The following is a 17,116-nucleotide window of genomic DNA, read 5'->3' on the forward strand; positions in this document are numbered from 1 at the left end:
GAGCGGCGGCACGACCCCGCCACAGGGGGCGTACCGGGGGCGCGTACCCACTTTTTGTGGGTACTTGGCAGCGCCGCGCGCTCCCCCGAGGCTGGACGACGTGATCAGCGGACCTGAGCGAGCCGGTCCAGGCGGCGGTGGCCCCATGCTCGCGGCGACCGCGTCGCGTGCGCTGCCGGCGGCGTGCACCCCCCGTGCCGGCAGCTCGGCGCCGCGGCCCGGGGGTGCGGTCCCAGACGGTGGTGGTGAACCCCGCGTCGAGGAAAGGCACCGGCCCAAGCGCCCGCCCCATCGACGCGGTGTTCCTGCACAGCGGGCCGCGCGAGGTGTACGACGAGCACCGGCCGGTGCTGGCGGCCCTCGGCGGCACGCACACCCACCTCGGGGAGGAGGCGAGCCGGGCCGCCGCCTACGACATCGCGTTGCTGGACATCTTCTGGACGGCCATGGGCGGTTACGCGCTCGCCCTTGCCGTGGCCCGGGCGGAGGGCATCAGCGGGCGGGAGCTGGCGCCCTTCGCCCAGGGGATCGCGGCGATCCTTCCGCCGCTGTTCGAGAGGTTCGCCGGCGACGCGGACGACGGCACCTACTCGGGCGAGATCAACCCGATCACCTCGGCCGCCTCCACCATGCCCCACGTCGTGCACGCCTCCGAGGAGCACGGCGTCGACGCGAGCCTGATGCGCGTGATCGAAGGCCAGGCCCGACGCGTCATCGGCCTGGGCCACGGCTGCGACGGCTTCATCCGCGTGACGGATCTGCTTGCGCGCCGCTAGGCCCTGTCGCAGGACGCCCGGGCAGACCGGCTGCGCGTATGCCGAAGGCCAGGTAGGTGCCCAGGCCGTTCTGGAGCGCGGTGGTCAGTTCCGTGCGGCCCGCCGCGGTCATCGCCTCGGCCCACGGCGCCGCCATCCGGGCCTGCTCGTCCTTGTCGTAGCCCTTGCGGACGAGGTGGGTCGCCAGGTCGTGCAGGGCGTCGCCGAACAGCGCGAGCTCCCAGTCGATCACGGTGATCCGGTTGCGGCGGCGTGCGCCCGGACCGCGGTCAGCAGCGGCTGCAGCGAGTCGAGCACCCGGGTGACACCGGCCTCGGCCAGCAGCGCCGCCTCGTGGGCGTTGCGGGCATATCCGAGGAAGGGCACGCCGGCGGCGGTGGCGGCGTGGTGGTCGGAGGGGGAGTCGCCGATCATCAGGGCGTCGCCGGGGGCCGCGCCCAGGTCACTCAGGGCCCGCTCGAGGCTGTGCGGGTCCGGCTTGAGCAGGTGCAGGTCCCGGGTGCGGCCGTAGACGTGGGGGGCGAAGCAGGGCAGCAGGCCGCGGCCGGCGAGGTAGGAGGTGATCGCCTGGGGCGAGTTGTTGCTGGTGACGGCCATGCGGGGCCCCACAGCCGTCCAGGTGCGGATGAGGGGGTCGGCCCACGGTGTCGGCATCGCCGACGCGGCGGCCTTCAGCTCCTCCCGGGTGAGCCGCTCCTCGAGGTGGGCGACCAGGTCGCTGCGAGGGTGACGGCGGTCCACCGCGCGGAGCACCATGTGCGGGTCGGGCGACGCGCGCTCGGCGTCGTCGAGCAGGCCGGTGAGGCCCTGCCGCGCCAGCCAGTCGACCAGTTCGGCCGCCACCTGCCGGGCGGGACGGGAGGCGAAGAGCCGGCAGAGCGGCCCGTCGAAGTCCCACAGCACCACCTGCGCCCGGGCGGCCTTGTCACGCAGCCATCCGGTCTCTTCCGGTACCGCTTCCGTCTGCGTCGTATCAGAAGTCACGAGGAGAGTGTCAGGTCCCTGGTGATGGTTTCCCAGAGGGCGTCGAACCACTTCTGGGGATTCCTCCACGAACGCCGCGTCGCGCCGGCCGCCGGAGCCGTCGGCCTGGTCCTGCTCAGCGTCGGCATCAAGGCCCGCAGGCCGGCCCTCAGCTCGGCCGGCGCCGTGGTGCTCGCGCTGCTGGTCGCCGGCCCCGCGCTCAGCTCGTGAGCACCGGACCGGATCTCAGAACACGTCCGGGCACCACGGCCGCCGGGACGTACGCAGCAGGCCGTCGGCCACATGGGCGGCGCCCGCTCGTTCTTCCCGCACGCGGCCCAGCGCCGCCAGCCGCACCGCCGAAGCGTCCCCCAGCCACAGCGAGGCCAACTCGCCCACGTCCAGCGTGAGATCGGCCGCCCGCGAGGTCGGCTCCACCGACGCGCCCTGCGGGGAGGCGTCCAGCAGGTACCGTCCACCCGCCAGACCCTGCCGGTCGACGACGTCGAGCACCAGCGCACCGGTCCCCTCGTACGTGCGCGCCCGAAGCGCTTCCACGACGTCCAGCAGCCGCACCCACAGCCAGTCCGCCAGCGTGGTGATCGCGGCCGACCTCGGGTCCGGCAGCAGATGCGGGAGCAGGTCATCGGGGGCCCGCCCGCCGCTCTTGACCTTCACGATCCAGTCGATGGAGCACAGATAGCGCCACAGCGCGCGCTCGGCGGCCGGGGTCGTCGCGATCAGCCGCCGCACCGTCGCCGTGTTCAGCGGCTGCTTGGCGTCCCCCCAGGTGTCGTCGCACTCGTACGTCACCAGCCCCTCGACCTCGCCGCCCGCCGAGCGGTAGACGGCGTAGAAGGGCTCCTTCCACGTGGCGTGGAAGCGCACCGCGCCCGTGTGCAGCTGCCACCACAGCTCGTCCCGGCTGACGACGCCCGGCTGGGTGCGGCGCAGCCGCTCGTGCAGCTCGGGGCCGAGCTTGCGGACGTCCTCGCCGTACACGAGGTCGACACGTCCGCCGTCATCCGGGCCCGCCCAGCGCGGGTCGAGCCCGGTGCGCGGCACGTCGATCGTCCACTCGGCGACCGTGGTGGCCGCGCCGAAGCCGTAGCGGCCGTAGATCGGGTACTCGGCGGCGATCAGCGTCGCCACGACGTCACCGCGTTCCTTCGCCGCCGCCAGGTCCCGGGTCATCATCCGGGTGAGCAGGCCGCGCCGGCGGTGCGTGGCGCTGACGGTGACGTTGGTGATCGCGTCGGCCCGCACCGGCGTACCGCCGACGGCCGTGACCTCCTGCGCGAAGGACCGGAACGTGGCCACACAGCGGCCCGCGTCGAACGCCCCCAGCAGCCGCCCCGGCACGAACCGCCTCCGCCGTGCCTCGAGGATCTCCGGGGTGATGTCCGGCGGCGTCAAGAAGCCGGTGTCCAGGGCCCGTTGCCAGTCGGCCAACTCGTCGTCGGTGATCGCCCGTACGTCGATGTCGGAGCTGCGGTCGGTCATGGGCCCACGGTAGGTGTGCGGCGGTGAGGTGTCGCGCGGTTTTCCGCGCCCCGGAACACCACGGCGCACGTCAGCTGACGTGGATCCAGGACCCGAGCGCGAGCCCGTGGTGACCGGGCAGGCCGGCGCGCCGATGGGGAGCAGACGGCGCGCCCGGCCCAGACCCGGACACCGGGGGGGGAAGGCCAGGGCGGTCGGGCCGGCGACGCCGCGTTGAGCACCTACAGCGCCCAGGCCGACACCGCGACGCCGGTCCGCTCGCGGTGCGGCGCCGACTGCGGGGGCCCGTAGGGGCGGGCGCAGGTGCCGGCCACGGCCACGGACGGACCGTCACCTTCCGCTGCGGGCCCCGCCTCGGTGGAACGTCACATCAGAAGATCGTCGACCTGCGCTTCCCCGTCACGGTAACGCCGGGCGATCTCCGCGCTGCAGTCGTCCGCCGTGCGCTGCAGCCGCTGGCGGCGGCGCGAGACCTGCTGTTCGTAGCGCACCAGGCGGGCCATGGCCTCGTTCAGCTCCTCGTCGGTGCGGGCCCCCAGGTCCGACAGTTCGACCTCCGCGAGCATCTCGGCGGCCAGCAGCCCGTACTCCTCGTTGTGCGGGGGGCCCACCGTGACGTGGCGGGCGGAGGAGCGGTGCCGGGCCGGGGCGTCGGTGAGGATCTCCGGGAGCCGCTCGACGACGGACGGCTCCCCGACGGCCACCACCCTCGCCGGGGCGCGCCGCAGCAGCTCCGCGCGCAGGATGTCGATCCGCCCCTGCAACAGCCGCCGTACATAACTGAGGTCCGCCTCGTCGCGCTGGGCGTCACGGCGCAGGGTCCGCAGCTCCGGCAGGCTCAGCAGGGTCAGGTCCCGCTCGCCTTCGGCGCGCTGCGCGTCCGGGTCGCCGGTGCGTTGTGCGGGCGGACGCGGGGCCGTGGTCCTCGCCCCGCGCGCGGGCGCGACAGCCCCGGGCTCGGATGCGACAGCCCCGGGCTGCTGCCCGGTACTCGGTGTGCTCATGTGCCTCAACCGTCCCCTCGACCGGCGTGTGCCTGCATCGTGCCACCCCGCGTGGCCGCTATGTGACCGAGTGCCCCCGAACGGCCCCACATGACGGGATTGGGGCCAAAAACAGGCCCCCGAAAGGCCCCAGGGCCGCCACTGGGCCCGTCCCGCGGCCCGGCATGATGGTCGTATGCGTGCAGTGGTGCAGAGGGTGGACGGCGCGAGCGTCGTCGTGGACGGCGAGACGGTGGGCGAGATCAAGGGCGAGGGGCTGTGCGTCCTCGTCGGCGTCACCCACGAGGACACCAAGGAGAAGGCGGCCCAGCTGGCCCGCAAGCTGTGGAGCGTGCGGATGCTGCACGACGAGAAGTCGTGCAGCGACATCGACGCCCCGCTGCTCGTCATCAGCCAGTTCACGCTGTACGGCGACGCCCGCAAGGGCCGCCGCCCCACCTGGAACGCGGCCGCCCCAGGCGACGTCGCCGAGCCGCTGGTGGACGAGGTGGTCGCCCGGCTGCGCGAACTCGGCGCGACGGTGGCGACGGGCCGCTTCGGCGCGCACATGCGGGTGGCGCTGACGAACGACGGCCCGTTCACCGTCCTGATCGAGGTCTGAGTCCCGGCCGGCCGGCAACCACGGACCGGCAACCACCGGCCGGCAACGCCCGGCCGGCTACGGCTCGACGACGGCCTCCTGGGCGGCGGCGGTCGTGCCGGCGAGCAGCGGGGCGTCCACCGGGACGTTCCGCTTGACCAGGGCCAGCGCGATGGGGCCCAGCTCGTGGTGGCGCACCGACGTCGTCACGAATCCGATCTTGCGGCCGTCCGGGCCGTCCGTGGCGAGCCGGATCTCCGTGCCCGGAGTCGGCAGATGGACCTCGCTGCCGTCCAGGTGCAGGAAGACCAGCCGGCGCGGCGGCTTGCCCAGGTTGTGCACCCGGGCGACGGTCTCCTGACCGCGGTAGCAGCCCTTCTGCAGGTGCACGGCGCTGCCGATCCAGCCCAGCTCGTGCGGGATCGTGCGGTGGTCGGTCTCGAAGCCCAGGCGGGGCCGGTGGTGCTCGACGCGCAGCGCCTCGTACGCCAGGATCCCGGCCGGCGGCCCGGCCTGCTCGGCGAAGGACTCCAGCCGCTCCCGGGGCAGGAACAGGTCACGGCCGTACGCCGTCTCGCGCACGACGACGTTTTCGGGGACCTCGGCGATGGATCCGGCGGGCAGGTGGACGACGGCGAAGTCCTCGGTGCGGTCGGCGACCTCCACCTTGTAGAAGAACTTCATCGACTCCAGGTACGCGATCAGCGCGCCCGCGGTGCCGGGCTCGACGTGCGCCCAGGCGGTGGTGCCGTCGTCCACCAGGTACAGGGCGTGCTCGATGTGGCCGTGCGCGGACAGGATCAGCGCCTCGGTGGCCTCGCCCACGGGCAGCTCGCTGACGTGCTGGGTGAGCAGCAGGTGCAGCCAGGCGAGCCGGTCCTCACCGGAGACGGTGACGACACCGCGGTGCGAGAGGTCGACGAAACCGGTGCCGTCGGCGAGGGCACGCTGCTCGCGGAACAGGTCGCCGTAGTGGGCAGCGACGCCTTCGTCCAGCCCCTCGGCGGGGACGGCGCCAGGCAGGGACAGCAGGGGGCTCTTCATGGCGTCAAGCCTACGACTAGGTACTTGAACCCTTGAGCTGCTGGTCCGCGGAGCAGTCCTTGCACCGGCCGAAGATCGCGAAGTGCTTCATGTCGGTGTCGAAACCGAACTGCTCGCGCAGCTTGGCGGTGAACTCGGCGGCCACCGACAGATCGGCCTCGATGACGTTGGTGCAGTCCCGGCAGACCAGGTGGATGTGGTGGTGCCGGTCGGCCAGGTGGTACGTCGGCGCCCCGTGCCCCAGGTGCGCGTGGCTGACCAGGCCCAGCTCCTCCAGCAGCTCCAGCGTGCGGTAGACGGTGGAAATGTTGACCCCCGACGCCGTCTTCCGCACTTCGGCGAGGATGTCGTCGGGGGTCGCGTGCTCAAGGGTGTCCACGGCTTCGAGGACAAGCTGGCGCTGCGGCGTCAGCCGGTAGCCGCGCTGCCGCAGGTCCGTCTTCCAGTCGGTGCTCACCACACCCACGAGTCTAGAACCACGCGCGCGGGACCACGTGGGGCGTGACTACTTGAAGAAGGCGATCCCGTCGTCCGGGAGGTCCTGCGGCAGAGCCTTCGCCCAGCGCTCGACCTCCTCGGGGGTGACGACCTTCTTCAGCTGCGCCGACATGTAGGGGCGCAGCTCGACCTCGGGGGTCTGCTTCTCGCCGACCCACATCAGGTCACTCTTGACGTAGCCGTACAGGCGCTTGCCGCCGGTGTAGGGGCGGGAGGCGGCCGTACGCGCGACGGCGTCCGTGACCAGGTCGATCTGCGGCTTCTTGTCGGCCATCTCGCCGTACCAGACCTCGATGACACCGTCGTCGCGGGTCATCGTGACCTCAACCTTGCGCTCGGCGTCGATCCGCCAGAAGCCGGACTCGGTCTCCAGCGGCCGCACCTTGTTGCCCTCGTTGTCCAGGACCCAGGTGCGGGAGTGGTACTCGAGGAAGTCCCGGCCGTCGTGGGTGAAGCTGACCTCCTGGCCGAAGTTGCACTTTTCGGAGCCGGGGAAGTCGTGCACGCCGGCACCCGCCCAGTTGCCGAGCAGGAAGGCGAGCGGGACAAGGTCCTTGTGCAGGTCGGACGGGATCTCGATCATGTTCGGCGGCTTTCCTGGAGAGTGGGTCAGCGCTGGCCCTGGTACAGCTTCTTCACGGTCAGGTAGGCGAAGGCGAGAACGCCGACGCAGACCAGGACCAGCAGGGTTTCGAAGAAGATCTCCACGGGGTGCTCCTTGTGAGCGCAAGTGGGCGGTACGGGGCCGGGCCCCAGCTTACGCGGCCGGAGCCGGACCCTCTTTGTGAGGTACCTCCTGACGGGGTCCCCCGCGGGATTCAGGTCAGCAGCTGGCTGTGCAGGACGACCGTCTGCTGGAACGGCACGGCCGCCGCGCCGCCCTTGCGGGACTGGATCACGACGGCGCCCTTGCCGAGGTCCTTGGCACCGCCCGGCGCCTGCAGCAGCAGCTTGCGCAGGTCGCCGTCGGTCTTCACCTTGCGGTCCTGCGCGGCGGACAGGGGCGCGGGCGCCGGGCCGCCCGCCTGGCGCAGCACCGGCTGGGACAGCGACGGCAGCGCCGTCGGCTCGCGGTCGGCCCGGATCAGGTATCCGACACAGGTGCCGGCGATCAGGCCGAGGGCTACGGCACCGCGGAAAGACCGGCTCCGCGGCGCCGACGCGGCCGTGCCGCGCTTCCACTCCGTCCCCCCAAAGAACGTGAAGCGCGGCTTCCGATCCGCGCCCCGACAGGGCACTCATGGTCATGCCAAGCAGTTGCAGGCACGTTGATTACGATTCCGTCATGGCGAAGAAACTCGTGATCAAGGTGACGGCGGGGGCCGACGCCCCGGAGCGCTGCTCACAGGCGTTCACCGTCGCGGCGGTGGCCGTGGCCAGCGGGGTGGAGGTGTCGGTGTGGCTGACCGGTGAGTCCGCCTGGTTCGCCCTGCCGGGGCGGGCCGCCGACTTCGAGCTGCCGCACGCGGCTCCGCTGCCGGACCTCATCGACTCGATCCTGGCGGCCGGCCGGCTGACCCTGTGCACCCAGTGCGCGGCCCGGCGGGACATCACTGAGAACGACGTCATCGAGGGCGTACGGATCGCCGGCGCGCAGGTGTTCGTGCAGGAGGCGCTGGGCGAGGACACGCAGGCGCTGGTCTACTGACCGCACGGCTGACGCGCCCGGCTAGCGCGGGCGTTTCCTGCCGTCCAGCTCGTCCCACCACTCGTCGGACTTCGGATCGCCGGAGGGGTCGTCCCACCAGCGGTCCTCGGGGCCGCGCCGGTTGGCGACCATCGCCGCGACCGGCGGGATGACCATGGCGAACACGCACATGCCCACAGCCGCCGGCACCGACCACAGGCGCACGAACCCCCACGCCATGACGAAGAGGAACAGGCACGTCCCCATCATGGCGAAGTACACGTGACGTCGCCGTGCGTACATGCCTCCAGCGTAGATCGGGGCACGCCGAAGGGCCGCACCCCAGGCGTCCAACCCGGGGGGTGCGGCCCTTCGGTCACTCACGGCGCGGCTGTGGCGCCCGCGTCGCCTCAGACGGCGATGGCGACCTCGGCCAGCCCGCCCTGCTGGGCGACGACCGTGCGGTCGGCGGTGCCGCCGGGCACGAGAGCGCGGACGGTCCAGGTGCCTTCGGCCGCGTAGAAGCGGAACTGCCCCGTGGCGGAGGTCGGGACCTCCGCGGTGAACTCACCGGTCGAGTCGAGCAGGCGCACGTAGCCCACCACCGGCTCGCCGTCGCGGGTCACCTGGCCCTGGATGGTGGTCTCACCGGGCTTGATCGTCGAGGCGTCCGGGCCGCCGGCCTTCGCTCCACACATGTCTTTCTCCTACGAGGGGGGGTCTGACCAGAAGGTCGGTCGGATGAGGGGTTACTTGCCGCTGCCGAGCTCGATCGGCACGCCGACGAGGGAGCCGTACTCGGTCCAGGAACCGTCGTAGTTCTTGACGTTCTCCTGGCCCAGCAGCTCGTGCAGGACGAACCAGGTGTGCGCGGAGCGCTCACCGATGCGGCAGTAGGCGATGGTGTCCTTCGACAGGTCCACGCCCTCGGCCTCGTACAGCTCCTTCAGTTCCTCGTCGGACTTGAAGGTGCCGTCGTCGTTCGCCGACTTCGACCACGGGATGTTCCTGGCGGACGGGACGTGGCCCGGACGCTGCGACTGCTCCTGCGGCAGGTGCGCGGGGGCGAGCAGCTTGCCGGAGAACTCGTCGGGCGAGCGGACGTCGACCAGGTTCTGGCTGCCGATGGCGGCGACGACCTCGTCGCGGAAGGCGCGGATGGAGGCATCCTGGGCCTTGGCCTTGTACTCGGTCTTGGCGCGCTCGGGGACCTCGTCGCCGGCGACCAGCTCGCGGGCGTCCAGCTCCCACTTCTTGCGGCCGCCGTCCAGGAGCTTGACGTCCTGGTGGCCGTAGAGCTTGAAGTACCAGTAGGCGTAGGACGCGAACCAGTTGTTGTTGCCGCCGTAGAGGACGACGGTGTCGTCGTTGGCGATACCGCGCTCGGACAGCAGCTGCTCGAACTGCTCCTGGTTGACGAAGTCGCGACGGACCGGGTCCTGCAGGTCCTGCTTCCAGTCGATGCGGATGGCGTTCTTGATGTGGTTCTTCTCGTACGCCGTGGTGTCCTCGTCGACCTCGACGATGACGACCTTGGGGTCGTCCAGGTGCTGCTCGACCCAGTCGGCGTCTACCAGGACGTCGCTGCGGCTCATGCTTTTCTCCTCCGGGGCAGGTGCGGCGGGGCGTGCGACAGATCAGGGCGTGCGCAGGCCGAGGCGGCGGCGCACGGGTGCCCAGGGGCTGGGCGGTGAGGGATGCGGAGGCCGGGCGGGCCGTCCGCTCAGAAGGTGCGACAGAGCATGGCGGCAACGCGGCACAGGTCCACTGCCCGCCGCTTCGTGAGATCCGCCTGTCGCTTCATGGTCTCGATCGTAGGGACGGACAGGCGGGCGTGTCACCGGCGTGTCGCATGATGAGACGCGATCGTCCGCATTGTGGGACGAGGGAGGGTTCAGGCGGTCGTCGCACAGCATCCGGCGGGGTGCGCGCCGCGCGAGCCGTGCCGGGTGGACAGGCATGTCTCACGCTTCGGACGGAGCATGCCGGGTCGGGACTCTCCTACCCGGCCAGCTTGACGTGGGAACCCTTCACGTTGATCTCCACACCGTTCGGCGCCGTACGCACCGAGTCGAGGGCGATGTCGCCCGGCAACTGGTCGATGACCTGCTGGAAGTCGACGATCGCGCGCAGGCGGTCCTCGGCGATCGCGGCGGCGGCCAGCTTGGGCAGGGAGTCCGCGCGGACCTCGATCCGGCCCTTCACCACGGCCACGGAGCTGAGCACGGACACGGTCCGCTCGATCCCGAAGGCGGGGATACGGCCCTCCACGGCGACCTTGATCTTCCCGTTGCCGCCGTCGGAGAGGCCGACGACCCGGGCGGTGACACCGGGGGCCACCTCGGTCGGCTCGGACTTGGCGGTCTTCATCAGCTCGGCGTAGGGGATCGTGGCGGTGCCGGTCACCCGGGCGGCGGTGGCGGAGCTGAAGTCGCCGGAGAAGGAGACGCCCTTCATGTGGGCCTTCAGATCCTCGATCCGAATGGTCTGACCGGCCTTGCCGGTGGCCGCCTGGTAGCTGTCGATGCCGACCTCGACGTCGTCCAGCTCACCACCGGCGACCTGGGTGAGGAACGGAAAGCCGTTGATGGACACGTCGGGCGTCTTCGCGAGCCCCTCGGTGCTGCGCACCCGGTCCGCGGCCTCGCTCTCCGCGAAGTGCACGGCGACCCGGTCCACGATCACGAACAGCACGCCGAGCACCACGACGACGATCAGCAGTATGCGCACCCCGCGCGACATCCGACGACTCCCCCACCTCGACAACCGGCCGAACCCCACGGTAACTCCGGGCAGCCGAGGGGCCGGAGGATTGTCGACCAGCTGTGACAGGGGGGTGGCCGGGGGGTTGCGGGATCTGCCCGGTACCGCCGGGGGTCCCGGCAACGCGAAGGGGCTGATGCCCGTCGCGCATCAGCCCCTCGTGTTGCCGGGCTCAGCCCAGGACCCGGCCCAGGACGTACACCGCCGGGGCCGCCGCGGTCAGGGGGAGGGCCACGCCGGCCGTGAAGTGGACGAAGCGGGACGGGTAGTCGTAGGCGGCGACGCGGTGCCCGATCAGCGCGCAGACCGCCGCGGACGCGCCGAGCAGGGCGCCGCTCGCGCCGATGCCGGTCATCCCGCCCACCGCGATGCCCGCACCGGCCGCGCCCAGCAGCGCGACGCCCACCGACACCGGCGTGGGCAGCGGCAGCGCACGGGCCAGGACGGCCACCGCGACGGACGCGGCGCCCACCGACACCGCGTCGGCGTCGGCCGCCAGGTACCCGCCGGCCATGATCGCGAGTGCGGCCGAGGCAACGGTCGCCATCAGGCCGTACATCCGCTCGTCCGGGTCCGCGTGCGAACGCAGTTGCAGGACCAGGGAGAGCAGGACCCACACGCCGAGCGTGCCCAGGATCGCCCCGGGCGCGTGCTCGCGGCCGGCCCCGAGGACGGCGGCGTCGGCGGCGAGCGCGCCCAGGAAGGCGAGCGCGATGCCCTGCCGGGCGGGCCACATGCCGTTCAGCCGGAACCAGCCCGCCGCGGTGACGGCCTGCAGCGCCACCAGCGGCACGAGCAGGGCGTACGACCCGATCGGCGCCGCGACTGCGAGCAGCAGCCCGAGCAGCGCGGTGAGCGCCGCCGGCTGCATGCCGGGGTCGATGATCGGCGACCGGCCCTCGAGGCGGGCCCGCTGGGCGTCGGTGATGCGCGCGTTGCCGACGAGGGTGGCCGGCCCGTAGGCCGGACCACCGGAAGCGGACGCCGGCTCGTCGGGGACGGCGGCGACCGGCTGCGGCTGAACGGAGGGCTGGACCTGGGGCTGAGGCTGGGCCTGCGGCTGCGGCTGCGGCTGCGGGCCCCCGTACGGCTCGGCCACCGGCTGCGCGTAGCCGCCGTACCCCTGCCCGGCGTCGTATCCCTGCCGCGTACTGCCGTACTCCTGCCCCGGGCCGTACCCCTGTTCCGAGCCGTATCCCTGCCCCGTGCCGCCGGTGCCGTACGTCCCGCCGTACTGCTGTTGCTGGTGGTCCTGCTGCGGCAGGTACGCCGTCTGCTCCGGTGCCGGGGCGACCGGTGACTGGACCTGGGTCTCCCAGGTCTGGCCCTGCCACTGCTGGGTGTACTGCTGGGGGTCGTCGTAGGGCTGCTGGTACTGGTCCGGCCCCGGCCACCCCTGCTGCGGCTGCGGTGCCTGCGAGTACCGGTCGTCGTATCCCTCGTACGGCTGGTTGCTCATCGGCGTGCTCATCCTCCTGCGAACGGCGGGAGCACCTCGACCGTGCCGCCCTCGGTCAGCCGTACCTTCTCGTGCGCGCGTGTGCCGACGGGGTCGCCGTCGAGAAGGAACGAACAGCGCCGGAGCACGCGCGTGAGTTCGCCCGGGTGCCGCTCGCGCACCGCGTCGAGCGCCTCGGCCAGCGTGGTCGCGTCGTACGGCTCCTCGGCGACCCCGGCCGCGGCCTTGGCGGCTGCCCAGTAGCGCACCGTGACCTTTGCCATCTCGTCCCTCAAGTCCTCTTCGGCGGTGAACACCGCCAGGCTAGCCCGCCCGCGACAGCGCCCAGCGCGCGATGCGCGCCAGCAGCTCGTCGGCGGCCGCGTTCTCGGCGTGGCCCATGCCGGGCTCCAGCCAGAGTTCGCCGTGCTCACCGGCGGCGTCCGCGAGCATCCGGGGGTGGTCGAGCGGGAAGTAGCCGTCCCGGTCGCCGTGCACGATCAGCAGCGGCGTGGGCGCGATCTCCGGCACCGCCTCCACCGGGGACAGCGGCACCGGGTCCCACTCTTGGTGGTGGATGCGGGTGCGCAGTCCGTAGCGGCCCACCAGCCGCCCCGCCGGCCGTGTGACCAGCCAGTGCAGCCGCCGCATGGGCGCCGTGCCCCGGTAGTACCAGCGGGCGGGCGCGCTGACGGAGACCACGGCGTCCGTACCGCCGTGCAGTGCCGCGTGCCGCAGCACCACCGAGCCGCCCATGGAGAAGCCGACGGTCACCACGCGCGTGTGCCCGAGGTCCCGCGCCCAGCGGACCGCGGCCTCCAGGTCCAGCACCTCCCGGTCGCCGACGGTCGAACGGCCGCCCGAGCGCCCGTGCCCCCGGAAGGAGAAGGTGACGACGGCCCCGCAGTGCGCGAGGGCGCGCGCCACCCGGCGCACGTGCGGCCGATCCACCTCCCCGGTGAAACCGTGCGCCACGACGAACACCGGGCGTCCCCTGGGCGGCGCCGAGGTGTCCGACACCCCGGTCCCGGGCTCGTACAGCGCGTCGATCGTCACCCCGTCGGACGTGCGCAGCAGCGTGCGCCGGGGCGCCCGCAGGCCCGTCTCACATTCCGGACGTACGGTGGAACGCGCCACATCACCTGCCGGACCGATGCTCATGTGGGCTATTCTGCTGGCAGAGGATCCGGGCAGCGTAGCCCCCGGGTCCTTTTGTGCTTTCGGAAGCGTTGTATACGAAGCGGCAAACCGCAGGTGAACGCGGGTAGCCGCAGATATACGGGCCGTCGATCGCATGGGCGGTCCCCCGGGGCCGCCGGCGGTTCCCGAGGGGCGCGGGGAGCCGCACCGTACGAGCAGTGCCGTAAACGTCCTCGCAGGGACCGAGGAGGAACCAGACGTTATGGGCGAGCGAACCGTGCACGACGAGACGACGACCCGGGCAGGTGAGGCATGAGCGCTCTGCTGCTGCTGACCAACGCCCTCCAGCCGTCGACGGAGGTGCTGCCCGCGCTCGGCCTGCTGCTGCACAACGTGCGGGTGGCTCCGGCGGAGGGGCCGGCCCTGGTGGACACCCCGGGCGCCGACGTGATCCTGGTCGACGGGCGGCGCGATCTGCCGCAGGTGCGCAGCCTGTGCCAGCTGCTGCGCTCCACCGGCCCCGGCTGTCCGCTGATCCTGGTGGTGACCGAGGGCGGCCTCGCGGCCGTGACCGCGGACTGGGGCATCGACGATGTCCTGCTCGACACCGCCGGCCCGGCCGAGGTCGAGGCGCGACTGCGTCTGGCCATGGGCCGGCAGCAGATCGCGGGCGACGACTCCCCGATGGAGATCCGCAACGGTGATCTCTCGGTGGACGAGGCGACGTACAGCGCCAAGCTCAAGGGCCGGGTCCTGGACCTGACCTTCAAGGAGTTCGAGCTGCTCAAGTACCTCGCGCAGCACCCGGGCCGGGTCTTCACCCGGGCCCAGCTGCTGCAGGAGGTCTGGGGTTACGACTACTTCGGCGGCACCCGCACGGTCGACGTGCATGTACGACGGCTGCGCGCCAAGCTCGGCCCCGAGCACGAGTCGCTGATCGGCACCGTCCGGAACGTGGGTTATCGATTCGTTACGCCCGAGAAGGCCGAGCGCACGACCGAGGAGGTCAAGGCGAAAGCCGAGCAGGCAAAGCCGGGCAAGACGGACGACGAAGCCCCCGCACGCGCCGCAGAAGTCTCCGCGGACGCCTGACGGACCTCACCGGGGCGGCACGGCCCCGGCCGGCAGGGCGTTGCGGTCGCACATCCACGCTTCGATACGCCCTGCCCACAGCGGGTCTCTCCGCGTAGACTCCGCGCGTGGCCAAGGTGACTCGGGATGACGTGGCACGACTGGCGGGCACATCCACTGCCGTCGTCAGCTACGTCATCAACAACGGACCCCGGCCGGTCGCCCCGGCCACGCGCGAGCGTGTCCTCGCCGCGATCAAGGAACTGGGGTACCGGCCCGACCGGGTGGCCCAGGCCATGGCGTCCCGCCGTACGGACCTCATAGGCCTGATCATCCCCGACGCCCGCCAGCCCTTCTTCGGCGAGATGGCGCACGCGGTCGAGTGGGCCGCCGCCGAGCGCGGAAAGATGGTCCTCGTCGGCAACACCGACTACGTCGGCGAGCGCGAGGTCCACTATCTGCGCGCGTTCCTCGGCATGCGGGTCTCCGGTCTGATCCTCGTCTCCCACGCGCTGAACGACCTGGCCGCCGCGGAGATCGAGGCCTGGGACGCACGCGTGGTGCTGATGCACGAGCGCCCGGAGGCCATCGACGACGTCGCCGTCACCACCGACGACCTCGGCGGCGCCCAGCTCGCCGTCCGCCACCTGCTGGAGCACGGCTACGAGTACGTCGCCTGCATGGGCGGCACCGCCGACACCCCCGCCGTCGGCGACCCGGTCTCCGACCACGTCGAGGGCTGGCGCCGGGCCATGGCCGACGCGGGCATCCCGACCGAGGGGCGCCTGTTCGAGGCGCCGTACAACCGCTACGACGCCTACCGTGTCGCGCTGGACGTCCTCTCCGGCCCGAACCGCCCGCCCGCCATCTTCTGCTCCACCGACGACCAGGCGATCGGCCTGCTGCGCGCGGCGCGCGAGCTGCGCATCGACGTGCCCGGCAAGCTGGCCGTGGCCGGCTTCGACGACATCAAGGAGGCGGCGCTGGCGGACCCGCCGCTGACCACGATCGCCTCGGACCGCTCGGCGATGGCCCGCGCGGCCGTCGACCTGGTCCTCGACGACGGGCTGCGGGTGGCCGGCTCGCGCCGGGAGCGGCTGAAGGTGTTCCCGTCACGGCTGGTGGTGCGCACGTCGTGCGGCTGCGCATGAGACGCGCATGAGAGGCCCCGGGCCGCGGATGAGACGCGGCTGAGGGAGCCTCGCGAAGGGCGTGGAGCGGCTTTATATCGGGCATACGAGGTTCTGCCGGGCTTCTCAGACAGCCCTCAGACAGCTCTCATGATCCCGCGGAACTCTGTATGACATGACCGAGAGCATCCGCCGCGACGGCGAGTACGAGGACCCCTACGGGGGCGCTCACCCGGGCGCCCCCGAGGACGCTCACCGCCCCTTCGAGGGCGCTCACCAGCAGGCTCAGCCGCATGCTCCCTCCGCCGTGAACCCTCAGTGGCCGCCCCCGCCGCCGCACCGGCCGACGGTGACGCCGGGCATGCCGGGCGCCACGGGCGTCCCGGGCACCCAGGTCCCGCCGCCCGTGCCGCCGGTCCCGCCGGTCGCATCCCTCGAGGCCGAGCGCGCGCCGGAGCCGATGCGGCGGCGGCGCGGCCCGGTCGCGCTGCTCGCCGCCGTCGCGATCGTCGCCGCGGCCGTCGGCGGTGCCACGGCGTACGGCGTCCAGGAGCTCACCGGCAAGGACACCACCGCGAGCTCCACCGCCACGAACGTCGTGCCGTCGAGCAAGCGGGGCGACATCGCGGCCATCGCCTCGGCCGTCAGCCCGAGCATCGTCGAGATCAACGCGACCTCGAACGCGGGGCGGTCCACCGGCTCCGGTGTGATCGTCACGTCCAACGGTGAGATCGTCACCAACAACCACGTCGTCTCCGGTGCCTCCTCGATCACGGTGCGCACCAGCGACGGCAAGCAGTACACCGCGCAGATCGTCGGCACCGACAGCAAGAAGGACCTCGCGCTGATCAAGCTGCGGGGCGCGTCCGGGCTGAAGGCCGCCGCCCTCGGCGACTCCTCCCGCCTCCAGGTCGGTGACACGGTCGTGGCGATCGGCTCGCCCGAGGGCCTGACCGGCACGGTGACCAGCGGGATCGTCTCCGCCCTCAACCGTGATGTGACGGTGCCCACCGAAGAGGGGCAGCAGCAGCCCGACGGCGGCTGGCCGTTCGAGTTCGGCGGCCGGCAGTTCAACGGCGACACCGGCTCCTCCACGACGACGTACAAGGCGATCCAGACGGACGCCTCCCTCAACCCCGGCAACTCCGGGGGCGCGCTGATCGACATGAACGGGAACATCGTGGGAATCAACTCCGCGATGTACTCGGCCGCCGGCTCGTCCTCCTCGTCCTCGGACACCGGCAGCGTCGGCCTGGGGTTCGCCATCCCGGTCGACACCGTCAAGGCCGACCTGGCCAAGCTGCGGGCGGGCGCGAACGGCTGAACGAGCGCGCCCGGCCCCCGAGAGCAGGGAGTACGACATGATCCAGCACGCCTCCCCCACGGTCCGCCCCACCGTTCCCACCCCGGCGCGGCGCCAGGCACCCGCCCTCACCCTCGCCCCCGCCCCGCGGGCCCCGCTGCCCGAGATCGCCGTCCCCCACCTGATGGGCCTGCGCACGGGCGCGAACCGGCCCCACCGTCACAAGGTGCCGCTGCGCCGGCTGACGGCGGTGACCTGCTGAGCGGTGTCCTGTCC

23 protein-coding genes and 1 pseudogene are annotated in these 17,116 nt (G+C 72.2%); 8 read left to right on the forward strand and 16 right to left on the reverse strand.

The window, feature by feature from the left end; all coding sequences use genetic code 11:
- Positions 1-290: 290 nt before the first annotated feature.
- Positions 291-776 (forward strand): annotated as a pseudogene (locus ACF1GV_RS25505) (NAD(P)-dependent oxidoreductase); the annotation flags it as partial.
- On the opposite strand, the gene ACF1GV_RS25510 reads toward ACF1GV_RS25505, so the two are convergent.
- Both ACF1GV_RS25510 and ACF1GV_RS25515 read right to left on the reverse strand, forming a co-directional pair.
- Positions 742-1,008 carry a hypothetical protein gene (locus ACF1GV_RS25510; protein ID WP_391684964.1) on the reverse strand — a complete coding sequence of 89 codons (267 nt, stop codon included), beginning with the start codon at positions 1,006-1,008 and terminating at the stop codon, positions 742-744. The pseudogene ACF1GV_RS25505 and the gene ACF1GV_RS25510 sit on opposite strands and share 35 nt — an antisense overlap.
- Complete coding sequence (locus ACF1GV_RS25515) at positions 1,005-1,760, reverse strand: HAD family hydrolase (protein ID WP_391684966.1); 756 nt, start codon at positions 1,758-1,760, stop codon at positions 1,005-1,007. The genes ACF1GV_RS25510 and ACF1GV_RS25515 overlap by 4 nt, the downstream gene beginning before the upstream one ends.
- 24 nt (positions 1,761-1,784) lie before the next feature.
- Between ACF1GV_RS25515 and ACF1GV_RS25520 the strand changes: the two genes are divergently transcribed.
- Positions 1,785-1,970 carry a hypothetical protein gene (locus ACF1GV_RS25520; protein WP_391684968.1) on the forward strand — a complete coding sequence of 62 codons (186 nt, stop codon included), beginning with the start codon at positions 1,785-1,787 and terminating at the stop codon, positions 1,968-1,970.
- Positions 1,971-1,985: 15 nt separating this feature from the next.
- Here the strand turns inward: ACF1GV_RS25520 and ACF1GV_RS25525 are convergent, their stop codons facing one another.
- Positions 1,986-3,242, reverse strand: coding sequence for a GNAT family N-acetyltransferase (locus ACF1GV_RS25525; RefSeq protein WP_391684970.1), 1,257 nt, complete (start codon positions 3,240-3,242; stop codon positions 1,986-1,988).
- A 365-nt stretch (positions 3,243-3,607) separates the two neighbouring features.
- Positions 3,608-4,246, reverse strand: coding sequence for an aerial mycelium formation protein (locus tag ACF1GV_RS25530; RefSeq protein WP_391684972.1), 639 nt, complete (start codon positions 4,244-4,246; stop codon positions 3,608-3,610).
- Positions 4,247-4,421: 175 nt separating this feature from the next.
- Between ACF1GV_RS25530 and dtd the strand changes: the two genes are divergently transcribed.
- On the forward strand, positions 4,422-4,847 hold the full coding sequence (gene dtd / locus ACF1GV_RS25535) for a D-aminoacyl-tRNA deacylase (protein ID WP_363263647.1): 426 nt from the start codon (positions 4,422-4,424) through the stop codon (positions 4,845-4,847).
- 57 nt (positions 4,848-4,904) lie between these two features.
- Here the strand turns inward: dtd and ACF1GV_RS25540 are convergent, their stop codons facing one another.
- The 4 genes from ACF1GV_RS25540 to ACF1GV_RS25555 all read right to left on the reverse strand — a co-directional run bounded on the left by ACF1GV_RS25540 (position 4,905) and on the right by ACF1GV_RS25555 (position 7,606).
- A complete protein-coding gene (locus ACF1GV_RS25540) occupies positions 4,905-5,870 on the reverse strand; it encodes a YgfZ/GcvT domain-containing protein (RefSeq protein WP_391684974.1) in 966 nt (321 codons plus the stop codon).
- Between the two features lie 16 nt (positions 5,871-5,886).
- On the reverse strand, positions 5,887-6,330 hold the full coding sequence (locus ACF1GV_RS25545; RefSeq protein WP_391684976.1) for a Fur family transcriptional regulator: 444 nt from the start codon (positions 6,328-6,330) through the stop codon (positions 5,887-5,889).
- Between the two features lie 45 nt (positions 6,331-6,375).
- Positions 6,376-6,951 (reverse strand): FABP family protein, encoded by a 576-nt coding sequence (locus ACF1GV_RS25550; protein WP_363263651.1) that lies wholly within the window; start codon positions 6,949-6,951, stop codon positions 6,376-6,378.
- A 235-nt stretch (positions 6,952-7,186) separates the two neighbouring features.
- Positions 7,187-7,606 (reverse strand): hypothetical protein, encoded by a 420-nt coding sequence (locus ACF1GV_RS25555; protein ID WP_391684978.1) that lies wholly within the window; start codon positions 7,604-7,606, stop codon positions 7,187-7,189.
- A gap of 47 nt (positions 7,607-7,653) precedes the next feature.
- On the opposite strand from ACF1GV_RS25555, the gene ACF1GV_RS25560 reads away from it, so the two are divergent.
- A complete protein-coding gene (locus ACF1GV_RS25560; RefSeq protein ID WP_391684980.1) occupies positions 7,654-8,016 on the forward strand; it encodes a DsrE family protein in 363 nt (120 codons plus the stop codon).
- 21 nt (positions 8,017-8,037) lie between these two features.
- Here the strand turns inward: ACF1GV_RS25560 and ACF1GV_RS25565 are convergent, their stop codons facing one another.
- From ACF1GV_RS25565 to ACF1GV_RS25600, 8 genes are all read right to left on the reverse strand, one after another.
- Positions 8,038-8,298, reverse strand: coding sequence for a DUF3099 domain-containing protein (locus ACF1GV_RS25565; RefSeq protein WP_391684982.1), 261 nt, complete (start codon positions 8,296-8,298; stop codon positions 8,038-8,040).
- A gap of 107 nt (positions 8,299-8,405) precedes the next feature.
- Positions 8,406-8,693 carry a DUF1416 domain-containing protein gene (locus ACF1GV_RS25570; RefSeq protein ID WP_007382995.1) on the reverse strand — a complete coding sequence of 96 codons (288 nt, stop codon included), beginning with the start codon at positions 8,691-8,693 and terminating at the stop codon, positions 8,406-8,408.
- Between the two features lie 51 nt (positions 8,694-8,744).
- The gene (locus ACF1GV_RS25575) at positions 8,745-9,590 is read right to left on the reverse strand and encodes a sulfurtransferase (protein ID WP_391684984.1); all 846 of its coding nucleotides are present in this window, start codon (positions 9,588-9,590) and stop codon (positions 8,745-8,747) included.
- A 128-nt stretch (positions 9,591-9,718) separates the two neighbouring features.
- Positions 9,719-9,799 (reverse strand): putative leader peptide, encoded by an 81-nt coding sequence (locus tag ACF1GV_RS25580; protein ID WP_350310325.1) that lies wholly within the window; start codon positions 9,797-9,799, stop codon positions 9,719-9,721.
- A gap of 197 nt (positions 9,800-9,996) precedes the next feature.
- The gene (locus ACF1GV_RS25585; protein WP_391684986.1) at positions 9,997-10,737 is read right to left on the reverse strand and encodes a DUF2993 domain-containing protein; all 741 of its coding nucleotides are present in this window, start codon (positions 10,735-10,737) and stop codon (positions 9,997-9,999) included.
- A gap of 193 nt (positions 10,738-10,930) precedes the next feature.
- Entirely contained in the window at positions 10,931-12,217 is a 1,287-nt protein-coding gene (locus ACF1GV_RS25590; RefSeq protein WP_391684988.1) for a hypothetical protein, read from the reverse strand.
- An 8-nt stretch (positions 12,218-12,225) separates the two neighbouring features.
- On the reverse strand, positions 12,226-12,480 hold the full coding sequence (locus ACF1GV_RS25595) for a MoaD/ThiS family protein (RefSeq protein ID WP_391685114.1): 255 nt from the start codon (positions 12,478-12,480) through the stop codon (positions 12,226-12,228).
- A 40-nt stretch (positions 12,481-12,520) separates the two neighbouring features.
- On the reverse strand, positions 12,521-13,357 hold the full coding sequence (locus ACF1GV_RS25600; RefSeq protein ID WP_391684990.1) for an alpha/beta hydrolase: 837 nt from the start codon (positions 13,355-13,357) through the stop codon (positions 12,521-12,523).
- Between the two features lie 291 nt (positions 13,358-13,648).
- On the opposite strand from ACF1GV_RS25600, the gene ACF1GV_RS25605 reads away from it, so the two are divergent.
- The 4 genes from ACF1GV_RS25605 (at position 13,649) to ACF1GV_RS25620 (ending at position 17,102) form a co-directional block, all read left to right on the forward strand.
- Positions 13,649-14,428: a response regulator transcription factor gene (locus ACF1GV_RS25605; RefSeq protein WP_391684992.1), complete on the forward strand. Its 780-nt coding sequence runs from the start codon at positions 13,649-13,651 to the stop codon at positions 14,426-14,428.
- Positions 14,429-14,535: 107 nt separating this feature from the next.
- Complete coding sequence (locus ACF1GV_RS25610) at positions 14,536-15,558, forward strand: LacI family DNA-binding transcriptional regulator (protein ID WP_391684994.1); 1,023 nt, start codon at positions 14,536-14,538, stop codon at positions 15,556-15,558.
- Positions 15,559-15,712: 154 nt separating this feature from the next.
- Positions 15,713-16,861 (forward strand): S1C family serine protease, encoded by a 1,149-nt coding sequence (locus tag ACF1GV_RS25615; RefSeq protein ID WP_391684996.1) that lies wholly within the window; start codon positions 15,713-15,715, stop codon positions 16,859-16,861.
- Positions 16,862-16,898: 37 nt separating this feature from the next.
- Complete coding sequence (locus ACF1GV_RS25620; RefSeq protein ID WP_391684998.1) at positions 16,899-17,102, forward strand: hypothetical protein; 204 nt, start codon at positions 16,899-16,901, stop codon at positions 17,100-17,102.
- Positions 17,103-17,116 lie beyond the last annotated feature (14 nt).

It is taken from the genome of Streptomyces sp. NPDC014006 (assembly GCF_043088925.1).
In the GTDB taxonomy this organism is placed as follows: domain Bacteria; phylum Actinomycetota; class Actinomycetes; order Streptomycetales; family Streptomycetaceae; genus Streptomyces.

Excerpts from the sequence above, each read along its gene's own strand:
- ACF1GV_RS25520 (WP_391684968.1), top strand. The coding sequence starts at position 1,785 with ATGGTTTCCCAGAGGGCGTCGAACCACTTCTGGGGATTCCTCCACGAA.
- ACF1GV_RS25525 (WP_391684970.1), bottom strand. The coding sequence starts at position 3,242 with ATGACCGACCGCAGCTCCGACATCGACGTACGGGCGATCACCGACGAC.
- ACF1GV_RS25530 (WP_391684972.1), bottom strand. The coding sequence starts at position 4,246 with ATGAGCACACCGAGTACCGGGCAGCAGCCCGGGGCTGTCGCATCCGAG.
- dtd (WP_363263647.1), top strand. The coding sequence starts at position 4,422 with ATGCGTGCAGTGGTGCAGAGGGTGGACGGCGCGAGCGTCGTCGTGGAC.
- ACF1GV_RS25540 (WP_391684974.1), bottom strand. The coding sequence starts at position 5,870 with ATGAAGAGCCCCCTGCTGTCCCTGCCTGGCGCCGTCCCCGCCGAGGGG.
- ACF1GV_RS25550 (WP_363263651.1), bottom strand. The coding sequence starts at position 6,951 with ATGATCGAGATCCCGTCCGACCTGCACAAGGACCTTGTCCCGCTCGCC.
- ACF1GV_RS25560 (WP_391684980.1), top strand. The coding sequence starts at position 7,654 with ATGGCGAAGAAACTCGTGATCAAGGTGACGGCGGGGGCCGACGCCCCG.
- ACF1GV_RS25565 (WP_391684982.1), bottom strand. The coding sequence starts at position 8,298 with ATGTACGCACGGCGACGTCACGTGTACTTCGCCATGATGGGGACGTGC.
- ACF1GV_RS25570 (WP_007382995.1), bottom strand. The coding sequence starts at position 8,693 with ATGTGTGGAGCGAAGGCCGGCGGCCCGGACGCCTCGACGATCAAGCCC.
- ACF1GV_RS25575 (WP_391684984.1), bottom strand. The coding sequence starts at position 9,590 with ATGAGCCGCAGCGACGTCCTGGTAGACGCCGACTGGGTCGAGCAGCAC.
- ACF1GV_RS25580 (WP_350310325.1), bottom strand. The coding sequence starts at position 9,799 with ATGAAGCGACAGGCGGATCTCACGAAGCGGCGGGCAGTGGACCTGTGC.
- ACF1GV_RS25585 (WP_391684986.1), bottom strand. The coding sequence starts at position 10,737 with ATGTCGCGCGGGGTGCGCATACTGCTGATCGTCGTCGTGGTGCTCGGC.
- ACF1GV_RS25590 (WP_391684988.1), bottom strand. The coding sequence starts at position 12,217 with ATGAGCAACCAGCCGTACGAGGGATACGACGACCGGTACTCGCAGGCA.
- ACF1GV_RS25595 (WP_391685114.1), bottom strand. The coding sequence starts at position 12,480 with ATGGCAAAGGTCACGGTGCGCTACTGGGCAGCCGCCAAGGCCGCGGCC.
- ACF1GV_RS25600 (WP_391684990.1), bottom strand. The coding sequence starts at position 13,357 with ATGAGCATCGGTCCGGCAGGTGATGTGGCGCGTTCCACCGTACGTCCG.
- ACF1GV_RS25605 (WP_391684992.1), top strand. The coding sequence starts at position 13,649 with ATGAGCGCTCTGCTGCTGCTGACCAACGCCCTCCAGCCGTCGACGGAG.
- ACF1GV_RS25615 (WP_391684996.1), top strand. The coding sequence starts at position 15,713 with ATGACCGAGAGCATCCGCCGCGACGGCGAGTACGAGGACCCCTACGGG.
- ACF1GV_RS25620 (WP_391684998.1), top strand. The coding sequence starts at position 16,899 with ATGATCCAGCACGCCTCCCCCACGGTCCGCCCCACCGTTCCCACCCCG.